Source organism: Ensifer sp. Root954, from assembly GCF_001429005.1.
Classification (GTDB): domain Bacteria; phylum Pseudomonadota; class Alphaproteobacteria; order Rhizobiales; family Rhizobiaceae; genus Ensifer; species Ensifer adhaerens.
The window spans coordinates 121,121-137,802 of record NZ_LMJM01000025.1; the positions used below are offsets into that span (position 1 = coordinate 121,121).

General features: G+C 62.3%; 14 protein-coding genes and 1 pseudogene. 9 read left to right on the forward strand and 6 right to left on the reverse strand.

Features of this window, described 5'->3' with window-relative positions; genetic code table 11:
* Positions 1-5: 5 nt before the first annotated feature.
* From ASE71_RS19840 to ASE71_RS19855, 4 genes are all read right to left on the reverse strand, one after another.
* Positions 6-788, reverse strand: coding sequence for an ABC transporter permease (locus ASE71_RS19840; RefSeq protein WP_034792271.1), 783 nt, complete (start codon positions 786-788; stop codon positions 6-8).
* Entirely contained in the window at positions 785-1,666 is an 882-nt protein-coding gene (locus ASE71_RS19845) for an ABC transporter permease (RefSeq protein ID WP_034792273.1), read from the reverse strand. Before ASE71_RS19845 ends, ASE71_RS19840 begins: the two co-directional genes overlap by 4 nt.
* A 183-nt stretch (positions 1,667-1,849) precedes the next feature.
* Positions 1,850-2,956 (reverse strand): ABC transporter substrate-binding protein, encoded by a 1,107-nt coding sequence (locus tag ASE71_RS19850; protein ID WP_034792275.1) that lies wholly within the window; start codon positions 2,954-2,956, stop codon positions 1,850-1,852.
* Between the two features lie 204 nt (positions 2,957-3,160).
* On the reverse strand, positions 3,161-4,039 hold the full coding sequence (locus ASE71_RS19855; RefSeq protein ID WP_034792277.1) for a MurR/RpiR family transcriptional regulator: 879 nt from the start codon (positions 4,037-4,039) through the stop codon (positions 3,161-3,163).
* 175 nt (positions 4,040-4,214) lie between these two features.
* On the opposite strand from ASE71_RS19855, the gene ASE71_RS19860 reads away from it, so the two are divergent.
* From ASE71_RS19860 to ASE71_RS19900, 9 genes and pseudogenes are all read left to right on the forward strand, one after another.
* A complete protein-coding gene (locus ASE71_RS19860) occupies positions 4,215-4,988 on the forward strand; it encodes an N-formylglutamate amidohydrolase (RefSeq protein ID WP_082566243.1) in 774 nt (257 codons plus the stop codon).
* A gap of 113 nt (positions 4,989-5,101) precedes the next feature.
* Complete coding sequence (locus ASE71_RS19865; RefSeq protein WP_034792285.1) at positions 5,102-6,649, forward strand: amino acid permease; 1,548 nt, start codon at positions 5,102-5,104, stop codon at positions 6,647-6,649.
* A gap of 192 nt (positions 6,650-6,841) precedes the next feature.
* Positions 6,842-8,206 (forward strand): glutamine synthetase family protein, encoded by a 1,365-nt coding sequence (locus tag ASE71_RS19870; protein ID WP_034792288.1) that lies wholly within the window; start codon positions 6,842-6,844, stop codon positions 8,204-8,206.
* An 84-nt stretch (positions 8,207-8,290) separates the two neighbouring features.
* Positions 8,291-9,676: an aldehyde dehydrogenase family protein gene (locus ASE71_RS19875; RefSeq protein ID WP_060516163.1), complete on the forward strand. Its 1,386-nt coding sequence runs from the start codon at positions 8,291-8,293 to the stop codon at positions 9,674-9,676.
* Positions 9,673-10,818 carry an iron-containing alcohol dehydrogenase gene (locus ASE71_RS19880; RefSeq protein WP_060515901.1) on the forward strand — a complete coding sequence of 382 codons (1,146 nt, stop codon included), beginning with the start codon at positions 9,673-9,675 and terminating at the stop codon, positions 10,816-10,818. The genes ASE71_RS19875 and ASE71_RS19880 overlap by 4 nt, the downstream gene beginning before the upstream one ends.
* Positions 10,819-11,056: 238 nt before the next feature.
* Entirely contained in the window at positions 11,057-11,803 is a 747-nt protein-coding gene (locus tag ASE71_RS19885) for a ParA family protein (RefSeq protein WP_063891130.1), read from the forward strand.
* Positions 11,804-11,990: 187 nt separating this feature from the next.
* Positions 11,991-12,710, forward strand: coding sequence for a ParA family protein (locus tag ASE71_RS19890; RefSeq protein WP_034792347.1), 720 nt, complete (start codon positions 11,991-11,993; stop codon positions 12,708-12,710).
* A 269-nt stretch (positions 12,711-12,979) separates the two neighbouring features.
* The gene (locus ASE71_RS19895) at positions 12,980-14,500 is read left to right on the forward strand and encodes a globin-coupled sensor protein (protein WP_060634962.1); all 1,521 of its coding nucleotides are present in this window, start codon (positions 12,980-12,982) and stop codon (positions 14,498-14,500) included.
* A 171-nt stretch (positions 14,501-14,671) separates the two neighbouring features.
* Positions 14,672-15,249, forward strand: a pseudogene (locus ASE71_RS19900) (GNAT family N-acetyltransferase).
* A gap of 159 nt (positions 15,250-15,408) precedes the next feature.
* Here the strand turns inward: ASE71_RS19900 and ASE71_RS19905 are convergent.
* Positions 15,409-15,939: a dihydrofolate reductase family protein gene (locus tag ASE71_RS19905; protein WP_060515903.1), complete on the reverse strand. Its 531-nt coding sequence runs from the start codon at positions 15,937-15,939 to the stop codon at positions 15,409-15,411.
* A gap of 156 nt (positions 15,940-16,095) precedes the next feature.
* On the reverse strand, positions 16,096-16,461 hold the full coding sequence (locus ASE71_RS19910) for a hypothetical protein (protein ID WP_060515904.1): 366 nt from the start codon (positions 16,459-16,461) through the stop codon (positions 16,096-16,098).
* Between the last annotated feature and the right edge of the window lie 221 nt (positions 16,462-16,682).

Here is a 16,682-nt window from a genome sequence, read left to right on the forward strand (position 1 = left end):
GGTCCTCAGGCCTTAGGAGGCGCGCTTTTTTGAAAGCGCGAGACGAGCTGGATGAGGCCGAGGCAGCCCCAGGTGATGCCGAATGCAATGACGGCGAGTGCGGCCGGTTCATAGGCGCGGTTGGCGCCCAGGAGCTGCATGTAGGGGCCGAAAGCCGGGCGGTTGAGCAAGGCCGCCATGGTGAACTCGCCGATGACGATGGCAAAGGTCAGGAAGGCGCCCGAGAGCACGGCGACGAGCACGTTCGGCAGAATGATCTTGGCAAGGATCGTCGTCCATCCGGCGCCGAGGCTTTGGGCGGCCTCGGTCAAGGTGGCGACGTCGATGGTGCGAAGGCCCGTGTCGACTGCGCGGTACATGTAGGGTAGCGCAAGCGTCGCATAGCCGAACATCAGGAGGATGTTGGTGCCGGTGAGCGAGCCCGTCAACGGCAGCCAGCTCGAGGTGTTGTAGAGCCGGATGTACCCGAAGACGATGACGATCGCTGGGATGACCAGCGGCAGCAGCGTGATGAACTCGATGACGGGGCGCAGCCGCGGCAGCTTGAGGCGGACCCAGTAGGCTGTCGGCACGACGAGCAGAACACCGAAGAGGATGGTGAACAAGGCCTGCAGCACCGAGTAGGTGAAGGTCTCCTGGAAACGCGGGTCGGCGAAGACCTTCTGGTAAGCGTCGAAGGAGTATTCGCCGCGGCGCATCTTCAAGGAGAAGTTGGTCATGCCGATGAGCGGCAGGGTGAAATAGAGGAGGCCGAAAACGAGGGCTCCCCAGGCCCAGATCTTCTTCATTTCAGCCACCTTTCGCTGCGGCTGCGCAGCCAGATGTAGATCGCGTTGGCGATACCGGTGACGACGATCATGCCGAAGGCGAGCGCGTAGCCGAGATGCGGGTTGCCGAGCACGTCGCCGCGGATCTGGGCAAAGAGCAGGATCGGCACGATCGAGAGCGACGAGCCGGTGAGTGCGATCGCGGTCGCAACGGCGCCGAAGGCATTGGCGAAAAGCAGCGCCAGCGTGCCGAGCAGCGACGGAAGCAGGATCGGGAAGGCGACCATGCGCCAGTACTGCAGGCCGGTGGCGCCGAGGATCTCGGCGGCCTCGCGCCATTCGCGCTTCAGGCCGTCGAGTGCCGGCGTGATGATCAGGATCATCAGCGGGATCTGGAAGAACAGATAGGTGACCGTCAGCCCCCAGAAGGACAGCAGGTTGAAGCCGAGCATCCGGAGGTCGAGCCCGAAGTTCGAGCGCAGGAAGACGGTGACGATGCCGACAGGTCCAAGCGTCGCGAGAAAGGCAAAGGCGAGCGGTACGCCGGCAAAGTTGGAGGCGACGCCGGAGAAGGTGAGGAGCGGTCCGCGGATCCCCTTCGGCAAGCCGCCGAAGACGATGGCGGACGCCATGGCAAAGCCGATCAGGCAGCCGAGAAGCGCCGAGGCGATGCTGATCTTGATGGAGATCCAGTAGGCAGCCAGAATCGAGGGCGTGAACAGGCCGCGGATGTTGTCGAGCGTGAAGCTGCCATCGGGCGTCTGAAACGCGCCGACCACGATCTTCATCGTCGGCAAAAGCAGGAACAGCGTCACGAAGGCGGCAAAGGGAAGAATGCCCAGCCAGTGAAGCGGTAGGCGACGCGCCGGCGGGCTGGCGTCGGGTTTAGCAGATGACATTCCGTTCGCGCCCCTGAAGCCGCGTTTTCCACGCGGGCGTTATCGATTGTTGCAAGCAAGAAGCGGGAAACCGACGAAGCCGCGCACGGCTCCCAGATCTCGCTCCAAGGACTTGAATTTCTTACGAATAACCTATGCGCCCCGACCGGAAAACCGGTCGGGGCGACATGTCTGTGGAAAGGCTTACTGAACGTTCGCGCCGACGACGGAATCCCAGCCGCCGGTGACGGCAGCCTTGTTGGCGTCGACTTCTTCGAGCGTCGGGAAGTAGGCCTTCTCGTAAGCGGCTGCCGGCGGCAGGGCGTCGATCAGCTCCTGCGGAACCTTGCCGGCCTTGACCATGGCGTTGAAGCGGGTCGGGTGGCAGAAGCCCTTGAGCCAGCCGAGCTGACCTTCGTCGGAGTAGAGGTGCTCCATCCACAGCTTCGCTGCGTTCGGGTGCGGCGCGTAGGCGGAGATGCCCTGAACGTAGACGCCGGCGAGAACGCCGCTGGCCGGAACGACGACTTCGGTCGGCGGGTTGCCGTTGAGGGTCTTCGCCCAGCCGAGAGCGTTGTAGTCCCAGGCAACGACGATCGGGGTCGAGCCCTGGGCGAGCGTGCCCGACTTGCCGATAACCGGAACGAAGTTGCCGGCCTTGTTCAGTTCGGCGAAGTAGCCGAGACCAGCTTCACCGGCTTCCTTGCCGGACTTTGCACCCTTGGCGAGGCCAGCGGCGAGAACGCCGAGGATCGCCTGGTTCGAGGCGCGCGGGTCACCGGCGAGAGCAACCTGGCCGGCATATTCCGGCTTCAGCAGATCAGCCCAGTCCTTCGGTGCGTTCTGGACGAGGTCCTTGTTCACGAGGAAGGACATGACGCCGTAGTAGTCGCCGTACCAGTAGCCTTCGGCGTCCTTGACGCTGTCCGGGATCTCGTCCCAGGTGGAGACCTTGTAGGGCTGCAGCAGGCCTTCGGCCTTCATCTGCGGGCCGAAGGCGAGACCGACGTCGACGACGTCAGGAGCCTGCGGGCCCTTGTTGTCTTTGTTGGCCTTGACGGCTTCGACTTCGTCGGCCGAGCCTGCGTCCGGGTTCAGTTCGTTGACCTGGATTTCCGGATACTTGGCCTTGAAGGAAGCGATGACGTCGCCGTAGCCGCACCAGTCGTGGGGCAGGGCGACGGTCGTCAGCATGCCTTCCTTCTTGGCGGCTTCGATGAGCTCGGCGCTCGGTTCGGCAGCGGCGATTGCCGTCGTCGCCAGGAAAATGGCGGTGGAGAGCGAAAGCAGGCGTTGGGTTTTTGAAATCACTGGAGTTCTCCTTATGGGTTTAGTCAAATTCGTGGGGTTTCAGTCGATTTCGGCGAAGCTGTTAAAGAGATGCGATGAAAGTAATGTGACAGGGGTTTATCCGTTCGCGCCGCGTATGTCGTTGGAAGAACATTTCTTTTTTGGCTTCGGCGGGCCACTGTCGCATAACTGCATGAAATCCTGTGAACGTGTCGGCGAATTCTCCTAGACCGGTTTGCGAAAGATGCGGGTGGAATCGAACAGGCCCTCGAGCGTCTTCATCCGATCCCGGGTTTCGTCCCAGTTCGAACTCTGAACGGCCTCGATCAGGGCCTCGATCAAGAACAGGATGACGACGGAGCTGTCCCAGGCGGACGGCACCTCGATCTGCGAGCGAAACACCCTTGAGGCGGACTTGGCGACCGGCGAACTCCAGCGATCGGTAAAAAGGATGATCTCCACACCCCGCTCGCGGGCGGATTTGGCAAGCGTCACCATCTCCTGCTCGTAGCGGCGGATGTCGAAGAGAATCAGCACGTCGCCCTGGCGCATGTCGAGCACATAGTGCGGCCAGGCGCTGGCATTGGTGGCGATTTCGGTGACCCCCGGCCGAATGACCTGAAGGTGGGTGAAGAGATAATCGGCGAGCGAGCGGGTGATGCGGCCGCCGAGCAGATAGATGCTGCGCTTGCGGTCGGCGATCAGCGCGGCCGCCTCGTCGAATTCCTGCGGCTCGATCTGGGTCAGAGTCTCGCGTAGATTGCTGGTGATCGCGTCGGCAAAGCGGTTGAGCGTGTGGGTGCCGGGTGCATTGGCAGCCCAGCGGTCGTGCTTGGTGATCGGATTGGAAATCGTCGCTTCCAATTCCTGATGCAGCCTTGCCTGGAAATCCGGAAAACCGCGGAAACCGAGCTTCTGCACCATGCGGGCGACCGTCGGTGTCGAAACGCCGGCGTTCTCGGCAACCGTGGTGATCGAACCGAGTCCCGAAACGGGATAATTGTCGAGAAGCGTCTCTGCCAATTGCTTCTCCGCGCGGGTCAGCACGGTGAAGTGGGCGTTGATCACATCCGACACGGTGGTGGACGTCGCCTTGCTGCTCAAATTGTCTCCCCTGAACCGATCTTAAGCCGGTTTGTGACAGATTAAACATCGCTGTCACAATTGGAGTCAATCGCAATTTTGAAGAGATCGTTTCAGATTTTGATTGACATGCGTCATCCTCTGAAGAATTCTTTTCATTAACGAACGTCTAACGGGGCAAGAGGGGATGCCGGTGTTGACGCGACTTTTGACCGAAGCAGATGGCGATCCGGTTGCGATCGAGAACGCCGCAGGCAAGGGCGATATTGTGCTCGTCTGCGAGCATGCCTCGCGCCTCGTTCCCGAACGCCTGGGCACGCTTGGCCTCAGCGAACAGGCGCTCGAAAGTCATATTGCCTGGGACCCGGGTGCGCTTGCGGTTGCCAAGCTGCTCGCAACAAAGCTCGACGGGTCCCTGATCTACCAGCGCTTCTCCCGCCTTGCCTATGACTGCAACCGCCCGCCGGAAGCGGACGCGGCGATGCCTGCTGTCAGCGAGGTCTACGAGATCCCGGGAAACCGGACGATGTCGGCCGACGAGCGCCAGGCGCGGGTCGACGAGATCTATCGGCCGTTCCACGATGCCGTCGCCCGGTTCGTATCCGACCGCAAGGCCGCGGGACGCCCGCCTGTTCTCGTGACGATGCACAGTTTCACGCCCGTCTATTTCGGCAAGCCGCGCGCCGTCGAAGTCGGCGTTCTTCACGATGCCGACAGCCGGCTTGCCGACCATATGCTCGCGACCGCCACCAAGGGGCAGGTTGCCTACGACATCCGGCGCAACGAGCCCTATGGGCCGGCCGACGGCGTTACCCATAGCCTGATCGAATATGGCGTCCACAACGGGCTGCCGAATGTGATGATCGAGATCCGCAACGATCTCATTCGCAATGACATCGGCCAAAGGGTCATGGCCGATTACCTGGAAGGGCTGCTGCGCAAAGGCGCTGCGGCTGTTTCAGCACAATAAAAGACCCTGGGGAGCGGCGTTGCCGCGGTCCTGTTCCGGCCAGCCGGGGCAGGTGGTTGATGGGACCCTGCCGCAATGGGGCGGTGTGGTCTGAAGAAATCAGGGGAAGAAAAATGTCGGACTACAGTGATTCAGACAAAAAGCAGGACATGAGCGTCCTGCACTCGATGGGCTATGCCCAGGAGCTCGAGCGGCGCATGAGCCAGTTCTCGAACTTCGCGGTGTCGTTCTCGATCATCTGCATTCTTTCGGGCGGCATCAACTCGCTCGCCCAGGCGACCGCCGGCGCGGGGGGCGCCGCGATCGGCATCGGTTGGCCGCTTGGCTGCTTCATCTCCTTGGTTTTCGCCGTTGCCATGGCACAGATCAGCTCGGCCTATCCGACTGCGGGTGGCCTCTATCACTGGGGTTCGATCCTCGGCAACCGCTTCACCGGCTGGCTGACAGCATGGTTCAACCTGCTCGGTCTCGTCACCGTTCTCGGTGCGATCAACGTCGGCACCTATTATTTCTTCATGGGTTCCTTCGGCACGCCCTATTTCGGCCTCGCCGATACGACTCTGACGCGCATCGTCTTCCTCGCCATCATCACCGGCGGGCAGGCGCTGGTAAACCACATGGGCATCGGGCTGACAGCCAAGCTCACCGACTTTTCGGGCTACCTGATCTTCGCGACATCGATCCTGCTGGCGCTCGTGTGCCTGGTCGCAGCCGACAGCTACGACATCGCCCGTCTCTTCACCTTCTCCAACTACTCCGGTGAAGCCGGCGGCAACGTGTGGCCTCAGACCTCGGGCACCTGGGTGTTCCTGCTCGGCCTGCTCCTGCCGATCTACACGATCACCGGCTATGACGCTTCGGCGCACACCTCCGAAGAGACGGTCAAAGCCGCCCATTCGGTGCCGCGTGGCATGGTCTCGTCGGTGCTCTGGTCGGCGCTTTTCGGCTACATCATGCTGTGCTCGTTCGTGCTGATGATCCCGAACATGGACGAAGCCGCCAAGCAGGGCTGGAACGTGTTCTTCTGGGCGATGGATGCGCAGGTGCACCCAATCATCAAGGACATCCTCTATCTCGCCATCCTCGTCAGCCAGTGGCTGTGCGGCCTGGCAACGGTGACCTCGGTGTCGCGCATGATCTTCGCGTTTTCGCGTGACGGCGGCCTGCCGGCCTCCAAGGCGCTTGCCAAGGTGAGCCCGACCTACCGCACGCCGGTTGCCGCGATCTGGATCGGCTCGATCCTGTCGGTCCTGTTCGTCTGGGGCTCGTCGCTGGTCTCGATCGGCGAGACGCCGGTCTACACCATCGTCGTTTCGTGCACGGTCATCTTCCTGTTCTTCTCCTTCGCGATCCCGATCACCCTCGGCCTCTTCGCCTGGGGAACCTCGAAGTGGGACAAGATGGGTCCGTGGAACCTCGGTGAGAGCATGTTCAAGCTGTTCGCGGTGCTCTCGATCATCGCCATGGTGCTGATCTTCATCCTCGGCGTGCAGCCGCCGAACGACTGGGCGCTCTACATCACCGTGGGCTTCCTGGTGCTGACCGGCGCTGTCTGGTTCGGCTTCGAGAGCCGCCGCTTCCGCGGCCCGCCGATCGGTGACGAAGTGGCACGCCGTCAGGCAGAGATCGCCGCTGCAGAGAAGGCCGTCGGCCAGATCTGATCAACGACAAAAGGGCGGAAGCGCGACCGCGACTTCCGCCTTTTCTTTGGGGCCGGACGAAATCGAAAACAATGTGCGCGGCTTCCGGCCCGCACTCCGCGCCAGACAATTCGAGCTGATCACGTTCACGCGGCCAAAAAATATCGTGACCTCAAGGGAACGGCCGCGTGACAAAACATGGGATGGAAGTTGATGAGCTATACGTTTGACGAGTTGAAGGAAGACGTCGCCGCCGGCCGCATCGATACGGTGCTCGCCTGCCAGGTCGACATGCAAGGCCGGCTGATGGGCAAGCGGTTCCACGCGCAGTTCTTCGTCGATGGCGCCTGGAAGGAAACGCATAGCTGCAACTACCTGCTGGCGACCGACATGGAGATGGAGACCGTTCCCGGCTACAAGGCGACAAGCTGGGAAAAGGGCTACGGCGACTATACGATGAAGCCGGACCTTTCGACGCTTCGCCGCATCCCCTGGCTCGAAGGCACGGCGCTGGTTCTCTGCGACATGCTCGACCATCACACCCATGAGGAAGTGCCGCATTCGCCGCGGGCGATCCTGAAGAAGCAGGTGGCGCGTCTCGAGAAGATGGGCCTCAAGGCCTATATGGCGAGCGAGCTCGAATTCTTCCTCTTCGACCAGTCCTATGACGACGCCCGCCAATCCGGCTATCGCGATCTGCAGCTCGTCAGCGGCTACAACGAGGACTACCACATCTTCCAGACGACCAAGGAAGAGGACGTGATGCGGGCGATCCGCAACGGTCTCCAGGGTGCAGACATTCCGGTCGAGAATTCCAAGGGTGAGGCGTCGGCCGGCCAGGAAGAGATCAACGTACGCTATGCCGACGCGCTGACGATGGCCGACCGGCATGCGATCATCAAGAACGGTTGCAAGGAAATCGCCTGGTCGCGCGGCAAGGCCATCACCTTCCTCGCCAAGTGGAACTATGCGGCCGCCGGTTCGTCCTCGCATATCCACCAGTCGCTCTGGAGCGCGGACGGCAAGTCGTCGAAGTTCTACGACGAGAGCGGCAAATACGGCATGTCCGAGATGATGCGCCATTACGTGGCCGGGCTTCTCACCCATGCGAGCGAGATCACCTATTTCCTCGCCCCCTACATCAACTCCTACAAGCGCTTCATGGCCGGTACCTTCGCGCCGACCAAGGCGGTCTGGAGCAAGGACAATCGCACGGCCGGCTATCGTCTCTGCGGCGAAGACACCAAGGCGATCCGTATCGAATGCCGCGTCGGCGGCTCCGATCTCAATCCCTATCTCGCTTTCGCCGCTTTGATCGCGGCGGGCATTTCCGGTATCGAAAACAAGATGGAACTGGAAGCGCCCTTCGTTGGCGATGCCTATGGCGGCAAGGACGTGCGCGAGATCCCGCGCACGCTTCGCGATGCGACGGCCGCGCTGACGGAGTCGAAGATGCTGCGCGCCGCCTTCGGCGACGAGGTCATCGAGCACTATGCGCGGGCAGGGCGCTGGGAGCAGGAAGAATATGATCGCCGCGTCACCGACTGGGAGGTCGCACGCGGTTTCGAACGGGCCTGACCCGCGACATAATCATTCACAAGGATGGCCGTTCCTGACCGGAGCGGCCATCGCATCATTCGCAATGAAAGCAGGAAGACGATCATGAGCATGATCAAGTGCATTTCGCCGGTGAACGGCGAGGTCTACGCAGAACGCCCGGCGATGCCGCTGGACATGGCGAACCAGGTGGTTTCCCGCGCCCGCCAGGCGCAGAAGGCCTGGGCGCGCCGTCCGCTCGACGAGCGCGTCAATCTGGTTCTGGCCGGTGTCGCGCGCCTCAACGAGATGGTTGACGAAGTGGTGCCGGAGCTTGCCTGGCAGATGGGCCGGCCGGTGCGCTATGGCGGCGAATTCAAGGGTTTCAACGAGCGCTCGAACTATGTCGCGACCATCGCCGCCGATGCACTGAAGCCGCTGGTGATCGAGGAGAGCGACCGCTTCGAGCGCCGCATCGCCCGCGAGCCGCACGGTGTCGTCTTCGTCGTGGCGCCCTGGAATTACCCGTACATGACCGCGATCAACACGGTCGCGCCGGCGCTGATGGCCGGCAACACGGTCATCATCAAACATGCGAGCCAGACGATCCTCGTCGGCGAGCGCATGGTGCGCGCCTTCGTCGAGGCCGGCGTTCCCGCCGACGTCTTCCAGAACATCTTCCTCGACCATGAAACAACCGCGGCGCTGATTGCGGCCAGGAGCTTCGACTTCGTCAACTTCACCGGTTCGGTCGAAGGCGGGCGTTCGATCGAACGGGCGGCGGCCGGTACCTTTACCGGTCTCGGTCTCGAACTCGGCGGCAAGGATCCGGGCTACGTCATGGAAGACGCGGATCTCGACGCCGCCGTCGACACGCTGATGGACGGCGCCACCTACAATTCCGGCCAGTGCTGCTGCGGCATCGAGCGCATCTACGTGCACGAAAAGCTCTACGACGCCTTCGTCGAGAAGTCGGTCGCCTGGGTTTCCAACTACAAGCTCGGCAATCCGCTCGATCCGGAAACGACGCTGGGGCCGATGGCCAACAAGCGTTTTGCTGCCACCGTGCGCGAGCAGATCGCCGACGCCGTTGCCAAGGGCGCCAAGGCTCTGATCGACCCGAAGCTTTTCCCTGCCGACGACGGCGGCGCCTATCTCGCGCCGCAGATCCTCGTAAATGTCGACCACTCCATGGCCTTCATGCGCGAAGAGACCTTCGGCCCTGCCGTCGGCATCATGAAGGTGAAGAGCGACAGCCAGGCGATCGAGTTGATGAACGATAGCCAGTATGGCCTTACCGCATCGCTCTGGACCAGGGATGCCGAGCGTGCCGCGCGCATCGGCGCCGACATCGAGACTGGCACGGTGTTCATGAACCGCGCCGACTATCTCGACCCGGCGCTCTGCTGGACCGGCGTCAAGGAAACCGGCCGCGGCGGCTCGCTTTCGGTCATCGGCTTCCAGAACCTCACCCGTCCGAAATCCTATCATCTGAAGAAAGTCACCGCATGACCATCACCGCCAACTGGAGCTATCCGACGTCCATCAAGTTCGGTGCCGGCCGGATCAAGGAGCTTGCCGACCATTGCAAGGCGGTCGGCATGAAGAAGCCGCTGCTGATTACCGATCGGGGCCTCGCGCCGATGGCGATTACGCAAAATGCGCTCGATATCCTCGAGGCCGCCGGCCTCGGCCGCGCGATCTTTGCCGACGTCGATCCGAACCCGAACGACATCAATCTCGCCGCGGGCGTGAAGGCGTTCAAGGATGGAGGCCATGACGGCGTCGTCGCGTTCGGCGGCGGCTCTGGCCTCGACCTCGGCAAGTGCGTCGCCTTCATGGCCGGGCAGAGCCGCCCCGTCTGGGACTTCGAGGATATCGGTGACTGGTGGACGCGGGCGAGCGTCGAAGGCATTGCACCGATCATTGCAGTGCCCACCACCGCCGGCACCGGCTCTGAAGTCGGCCGCGCCAGCGTCATCACCAATTCGGCAAGCCATGTGAAAAAGGTGATCTTCCATCCGAAGTTCCTACCGGCAGTCACGATCTGCGACCCGGAACTGACGGTCGGCATGCCCAAGGTGATCACGGCGGGCACCGGCATGGACGCCTTTGCCCATTGCCTGGAAGCCTATTCCTCGCCCTTCTATCATCCGATGTCTGCGGGCATTGCGCTTGAAGGCATGCGGCTGGTGAAGGAATACCTGCCGCGCGCCTACAAGGACGGCACCGACATCGAGGCGCGCGCCAACATGATGAGTGCGGCCGCCATGGGTGCCGTCGCGTTCCAGAAGGGCCTTGGCGCCATCCACTCGCTGTCGCATCCGGTGGGCGCGATCTACAACACCCACCACGGCATGACCAATGCGGTCGTGATGCCGCCGGTGCTGCGTTTCAACCGTCCGGCGATCGAGGACAGAATAGTGCGCGCTGCCGCCTATCTCGGCATTTCCGGTGGCTTCGACGGCTTCTACGACTACGTGCTGAAGTTGCGCGAGGAACTCGGCGTTCCGGACAAGCTCGCAGCCCTCGGCGTTGGCACCGACCGGATCGACGAAATGTCGGAGATGGCGATCGTCGACCCGACGGCCGGCGGCAACCCGGTCGAGTTGACGCTCGACGCCGCGAAGAAGCTCTTCCGCGAGTGCATCTGACCAATTCCCGACGCCTTTGCCCCCAGGCGAAGGCGTCGGCCTATCGGTTTAGTTAGCCCAAAAATACCACTTGCCATTGCGGCGGATCTGTCACCTAATCGTCATCGAACTGTCACGTTTCGGGCTCGCGGAGCGTTTTCTTTACGCTTTGTTTACCGCGGTCTGGAACGCTTGCATTAGGGTGTGCGTATGTATCGGCCCGCGAAAAGCCGGGCCTGCGTTGAGTTAGGGTCGACCGATGGCGATTGTATCCCTCGCGAATGCGAAGGGGGGAGCCGGCAAGACAACGGCAGCCTTGCTGCTTGCCTGCGAATTCGCCCGGCGCGGCGATCGCGTTGCGGTTCTTGATTGCGATCCACTCGCCTGCATGACCGACTGGTTCCGCCACGGCCGCAACGATGGCAATCTCTTCGTTCTCTCAGGTGTCGCGACAACCACGCTCAGCGATCATCTCCGGCGGCTGCGCGGTCAGGTCGAGCATGTGATCATCGATCTCTCCGGGGCGGCCGACGTGCTGGTGGCGCTGGCGATCGGTCTTTCGGACCTGACGCTGATCCCGGTGCAGGGCTGTGTGATGGATGCGCGCGGCGCCATCCAGGTGCTGGACCTGATCCGCCACATCGAGAACAACGCGCGCGCCAACATCAACCACGCGGTTCTGCTGACCCGGGTCAACCCGATCGTGACGACGCGGGCGATGCGCCGGGTCAAGCTGCTGCTTTCGGAGAACCGGATCCGGCTCGTCGATACCCCGCTGGTGGAGCGTACGGCCTTCCGCGAACTCTTTGAGCGGGGCGACACGCTTTCCTCTCTCGACCCCGCGAAGGTCAGCAACCTTGCCAAGGCGCAGGCCAACGCCCAGGCGTTTGCGAATGACGTGCTGACCCTGCTCAGCCCGACAGGCGAGGCGGTGCGGCACGGGCCGTTCTCGTCGATGTGCTATCGATCACAGCACGTGAGCGAACCGGCAGTTTTGCCGGTCTGAGGCCAGAACTCCAGCATTTTCATCACCATAGCAGTGTCGCTGGCACGCAGCCTTAAGGCCGACTGTCAGGTTTGACGTGCCGGCGTTACCGTTTCGTTAACCAAATTCTGTAAGGTTTCGTTAAGAAGCGAACCACCGGCTGTGGCCGTCCGGTTCAGCGCGATACAGGCATAGAATGGGGAATATCATGGCGGTCATCACTTTCGCCAATGCAAAGGGTGGTGCGGGCAAGACGACCGCGGCGCTGATCCTGTCGACGGAACTGGCGCGGCAGGGGCACCGGGTGGTCGTCCTCGACGCTGATCCGCAGCGCTGGATCACCAGCTGGGCGGAGGCTTCCGGCCATATCGCCAACCTCACCGTCATTTCGCACATCACGCCCGGCTCGCTCGAATGTCATATCCGCGAGGCGAAGGACGAAGCGGATTATATCGTCATCGATCTCGCGGGCGCCAAGGACCAGATCGTAGCACTTGCACTTGCCATCTCTGACCAGGTGCTGATCCCGGTGCAGGGCTGCGCCATGGATGCCAAGGGTGCGGCGCAAATTCTTGAGCTGATCCGCCAGATCCAGGACCGTTCGGGTCTGCGCATCAACCATTCTGTGGTGCTCACCCGCGTCAATTCGCTGGTCACCACGCGTGCGCTGCAGACGATCAAGGCGATGCTCGCCGAGCGCGGCGTCTCGGTTCTCGACACGCCGATCGTCGAGCGCGCCGCCTATCGCGAGATCTTCGATTTTGGCGGCACGCTGCAGACGATGGATCCGAACCGCGTCAGCAATCTCGACAAGGCGCGCGAAAACGCAGCAGCCCTCGCAAAGGAAGTGCAGGCGCTGATGCCGGTCAAGACGCGCCGCTCCTGGGCTGCGCGCATGCCGTCCTGGGCTTCGCGAAACGCCGCCTGATCCTTCGCCGTTCCACCGTTTATTGCGTATCAACCGGAATTGATATTCGTCAGTTCCGGTTGAGTTGTATTTCAGGCCTCGCGAAATAGCTGTTTCGCGTAAGGCTTCCTTTACCCTGCGCTTCTATCAGTGGCCTAGGACACAGCTTGCCCCTGCGACCGACTGAACAGGGCAACCAGCCGCCATGATTGCGGCCATGATCTCAGACGCTGCAGCGCCCCAGATCCTGTCTCCATGATCCAGAAATGAGCATGCAGGGAAGTTCGCGCATGAAAACGGAACACGCCGCTGCCGGCACGCAAGACGTTGCCGGTCGTCTGAATTTCATGGCGCTCGATGACGCCGCCAAGACGAGCCTGAAGGCGCTGAAGCCGATCCTCGAGAAGGAACTTAAACCCGCGCTCGACAAGTTCTACGTCAAGGTCAAGACGACGCCCGAGACCAAGCGCTTCTTCTCCTCCGACGCTCATATCGACCGCGCCAAGGGCGCCCAGGTCGGCCACTGGGCCAATATCGTCGATGCCAATTTCAACCAGGATTACAGCGCCAAGGTTCGCACCATCGGCCTGGTGCACGCCCGCATCGGGCTCGAGCCGCGCTGGTACATCGGCGGCTACGCGCTGATCGCCGAGCATCTGATCACCGAAATCGTCAAGGCGCACTGGCCGAAGGCCGGCCTGTTCTCGCGCAAGGGGACTTCGGCCGAGGACATGGGCGCGATGCTGTCGAGCCTGATCAAGGGCGTCTTCCTCGACATGGATCTGTCGATCTCCGTCTACATGGACGCCTCCGACGTCACCAAGCAACGTGCGGTGCAGGAAGAAGTGCTGGCTGCCGAACGCGCGCTGATCAGCAAGACCTTCGGCGCGGCGCTGAAGAAGATCGCCGATGGCGACTTGACGGCACGCATCGGTGCGGACCTGCCGGTTGCCTATCAGGAGCTTGGCGAAAATTTCAACCACGCGATCGGCGAGCTTGCACGCGCCATCGGCGGCATCGAGGCCGGCGCCAGCCAGATCCATACGAGCGCCAAGGAGATTGCGGCGGCTGCCGACGATCTGGCCCGGCGCACGGAACGGCAGGCGGCCAACCTTGAAGAGACGGCCGCTGCCGTCGAGCAGGTGACGCGCACGGTCAAGCAGACGGCCGAAGGCGCCAACCAGGCGAATTCGACCGTGATTGCCGCCCGCGCCAATGCCGAACAGAGCGGCGAGATCGTCAGCCACGCGATCGAGGTGATGCAGGAGATCCAGACGTCTTCCGCCAGCATCGCGCGGATCGTCGACGTCATCGACGAGATCGCCTTCCAGACCAACCTCCTGGCGCTGAACGCCGGCATCGAAGCGGCCCGCGCCGGCGAGGCGGGCAGGGGCTTTGCGGTCGTCGCCTCCGAAGTCCGGGCGCTGGCCCAGCGTTGCGCCGAAGCGGCCAAGGACATCCAGGGCCTGATCGCCAAGTCGCGCGGCCAGGTGGACGACGGCGTCAATTCGGTCAATCAGGTGGCGCAGTCGCTGCAGCAGATCGTCGCCCAGGTCGTCGAAGTCAGCTCCGTCTTCGGCGCCATCCGCGCCAGCACCGCCGAACAGGCAACCGGCCTGCAGGAGGTCAACACCGCCATCACCCAGATGGACCAGATCACGCAGCAGAACGCCGCCATGGTCGAGCAAGCGAACGCCGCAAGCCAGGCATTGACGGGAGAGGCCGAGCACATCGCCACGCGTCTGCGGGCGTTCCGCACGTCGGGTCAGGTGCAGGTCAGCGCCGGCTCGGGTTACCGCGCAGCGGCGTAATCGCGCCTTCCGTTCGAGAGACAACGCCTCGGGTCAGGGATGATCCGAGGCGTTTTTGTTTTGCTGATCGAGGCGCGGTGAAGTTGGGGGCAGCTTCACCGCGCGGCCAGGGACTTTCTACGCCGGAAGCGATCGATGGTGGCTTTCGCTCTTTGTCCCGATGGAATTAAGATGTCCGCGCGCTCTGCCCCGCCCGGACACCTGAAGTCGATCACGCCGCCCGTTGAACTAACGACGAGCCGCCTTCACCTGCGTGCAGCCCGCTCTGAACACGCAGCGTCCGTGTTTACGGAATACACCGGCAACAGCATGGCAGCACGATTTTTGCCGCGCGGCGCTCATCCCGCACAATCCAGCACCGAGGCGGTCATCCATGCGTGGGGAGAAAGCAACTGGGCGGATGGTGACCGCTTCATCTGGAGCATCATCGACCGCAGCGACCAGCGGCCGATTGGCCTCTTCCTCATGTTTGTGGATGGGGACGGCGCGGAAATTCACTATGGCATCGGTCCGGCCTATTGGGGACGGGGCTGGCGACGGAAGCCGGTCTTGCGATTATGCATTGGGTCAAGCAGCAGTCACCCCTATCCGAGGTTCATACCATATGCGCGGCAGCACATGAGAGCAGCTGCCGTGTTCTCGAAAAGATTGGCCTGGTGCGTGGCCAGTTCCTGCCTGACGCCTTGTTGCTGAAGGCCACCGGAGAAAGGATCGACGGTTGGTCATATCGCTGGAGACGCTCCGAGTGAGGGCAAAGGCAGCGCGAACTTGCCGCCGCAGTTCGCGGCGCGCTCACTTGGCTTGAAAGCCAAGGTCGCAGCTGAAAAACGAACCGGGTCGAATGCGGATTTCACGCCGTTAGCGCGAAGCACAGAGCCGCTCGCTGACGGGACCGGCAAGTCCGGCGACTAAGCGGGAACGTAGACAAGCCGCACCACGTCCTCGCCGATCCGATCATGAGCGATCAGGCGGAGCCGCGGGCGGGGGCCGGCGAAATAGGGGTTGCCGTGACCAAGGACGACCGGGTGCAGGTAGATCCGGTACTCGTCGATCAAGCCCAGTTCGGTGAGGCTGTGCGCGAGGACGGGGCCCGCCACTTCGATCTCGCCGTCGTGCTCGGCCTTCAGCATGCGCACGGCGCCCGCAAGATCACCGTCGACGAGCCGGGCATTGGGGCCGACGGACGCCGAGGAGCGCGAGACGACCCATTTCGGCTGCTTCCGCCACGCGGCTGCGAAGGCCTGTCTGTCCGCATCCCATTCCGGATGCTCGTCGTCCCAGTAGCGCATGATCTCATAGATCCGGCGACCGTACAGGCTGCCCGTCTGCTGTTCGGCCTCCTTGATGAAATGGCGGAAGAGCGTGGGACTTGGCGCAAACTCCATGTGGTCGACGTAGCCGTCCAGCGACTGGTTCATTCCGAACACGAGCTTAGCCATGGCCAGTTCCTTGTCTCGAATGGCCCGTTCGCACGGGTCTGCTTGCGACGTGCAATCGGTCAACGCTAAGCCGACTGATTTCAAATCGCAAGCGGTTTTTGGGCTTTGCCATCGACGGTCTCTACCGTGCACGGGCCACCGATGGTCGCTGCTGCGCTATTGCGAATTGGCCGCTGTCGGCCGTCTGCGTTTCGTCACGGCCTTTTCAAGGTGCTGATCGTACCAGTGGTCGGGGAATTTTATGTCCCACATCAGGTGGCGCAAGTCTCCGGCGTCGATATCTCGGTATCCCAGTTCCTCCAGCCGAAGCAGAAGCAACATATGATCGGTGATGACGATCAGCCGGGCGTGGTTGCCGACCTGAAGCAGCGCCGGGCGCAATGCCGCATGGGATTTGAAGCCGAACGACGCGGCGATTGCCTCGTCCAGGTGGGATGACTTGATGTGCGGGTAACGATCCCGGAGGGACTTCTTCAGGGCGGCGATATTGGACGGCGAGAACCTGACCTGCGGGTGCAGCATGAGACGATCCGATGCTCCTGGTCGAAGTCTGCCGATTACGCTTCGACGTTGATGAACATGGTCGTCGAGTAAAGTTCCGCGGCCCTTCAACCCGGCAGCAGGTTTGGAGGGGCACCCGCGGCGGACGCTACACCTCAGGGTTTCAACATTCAAGATAGGTCAGCATGGGCCGGCGCAGTCCGGCTGGCGCGCATTTCACCCCGTGGCGAAACCGCATGGCA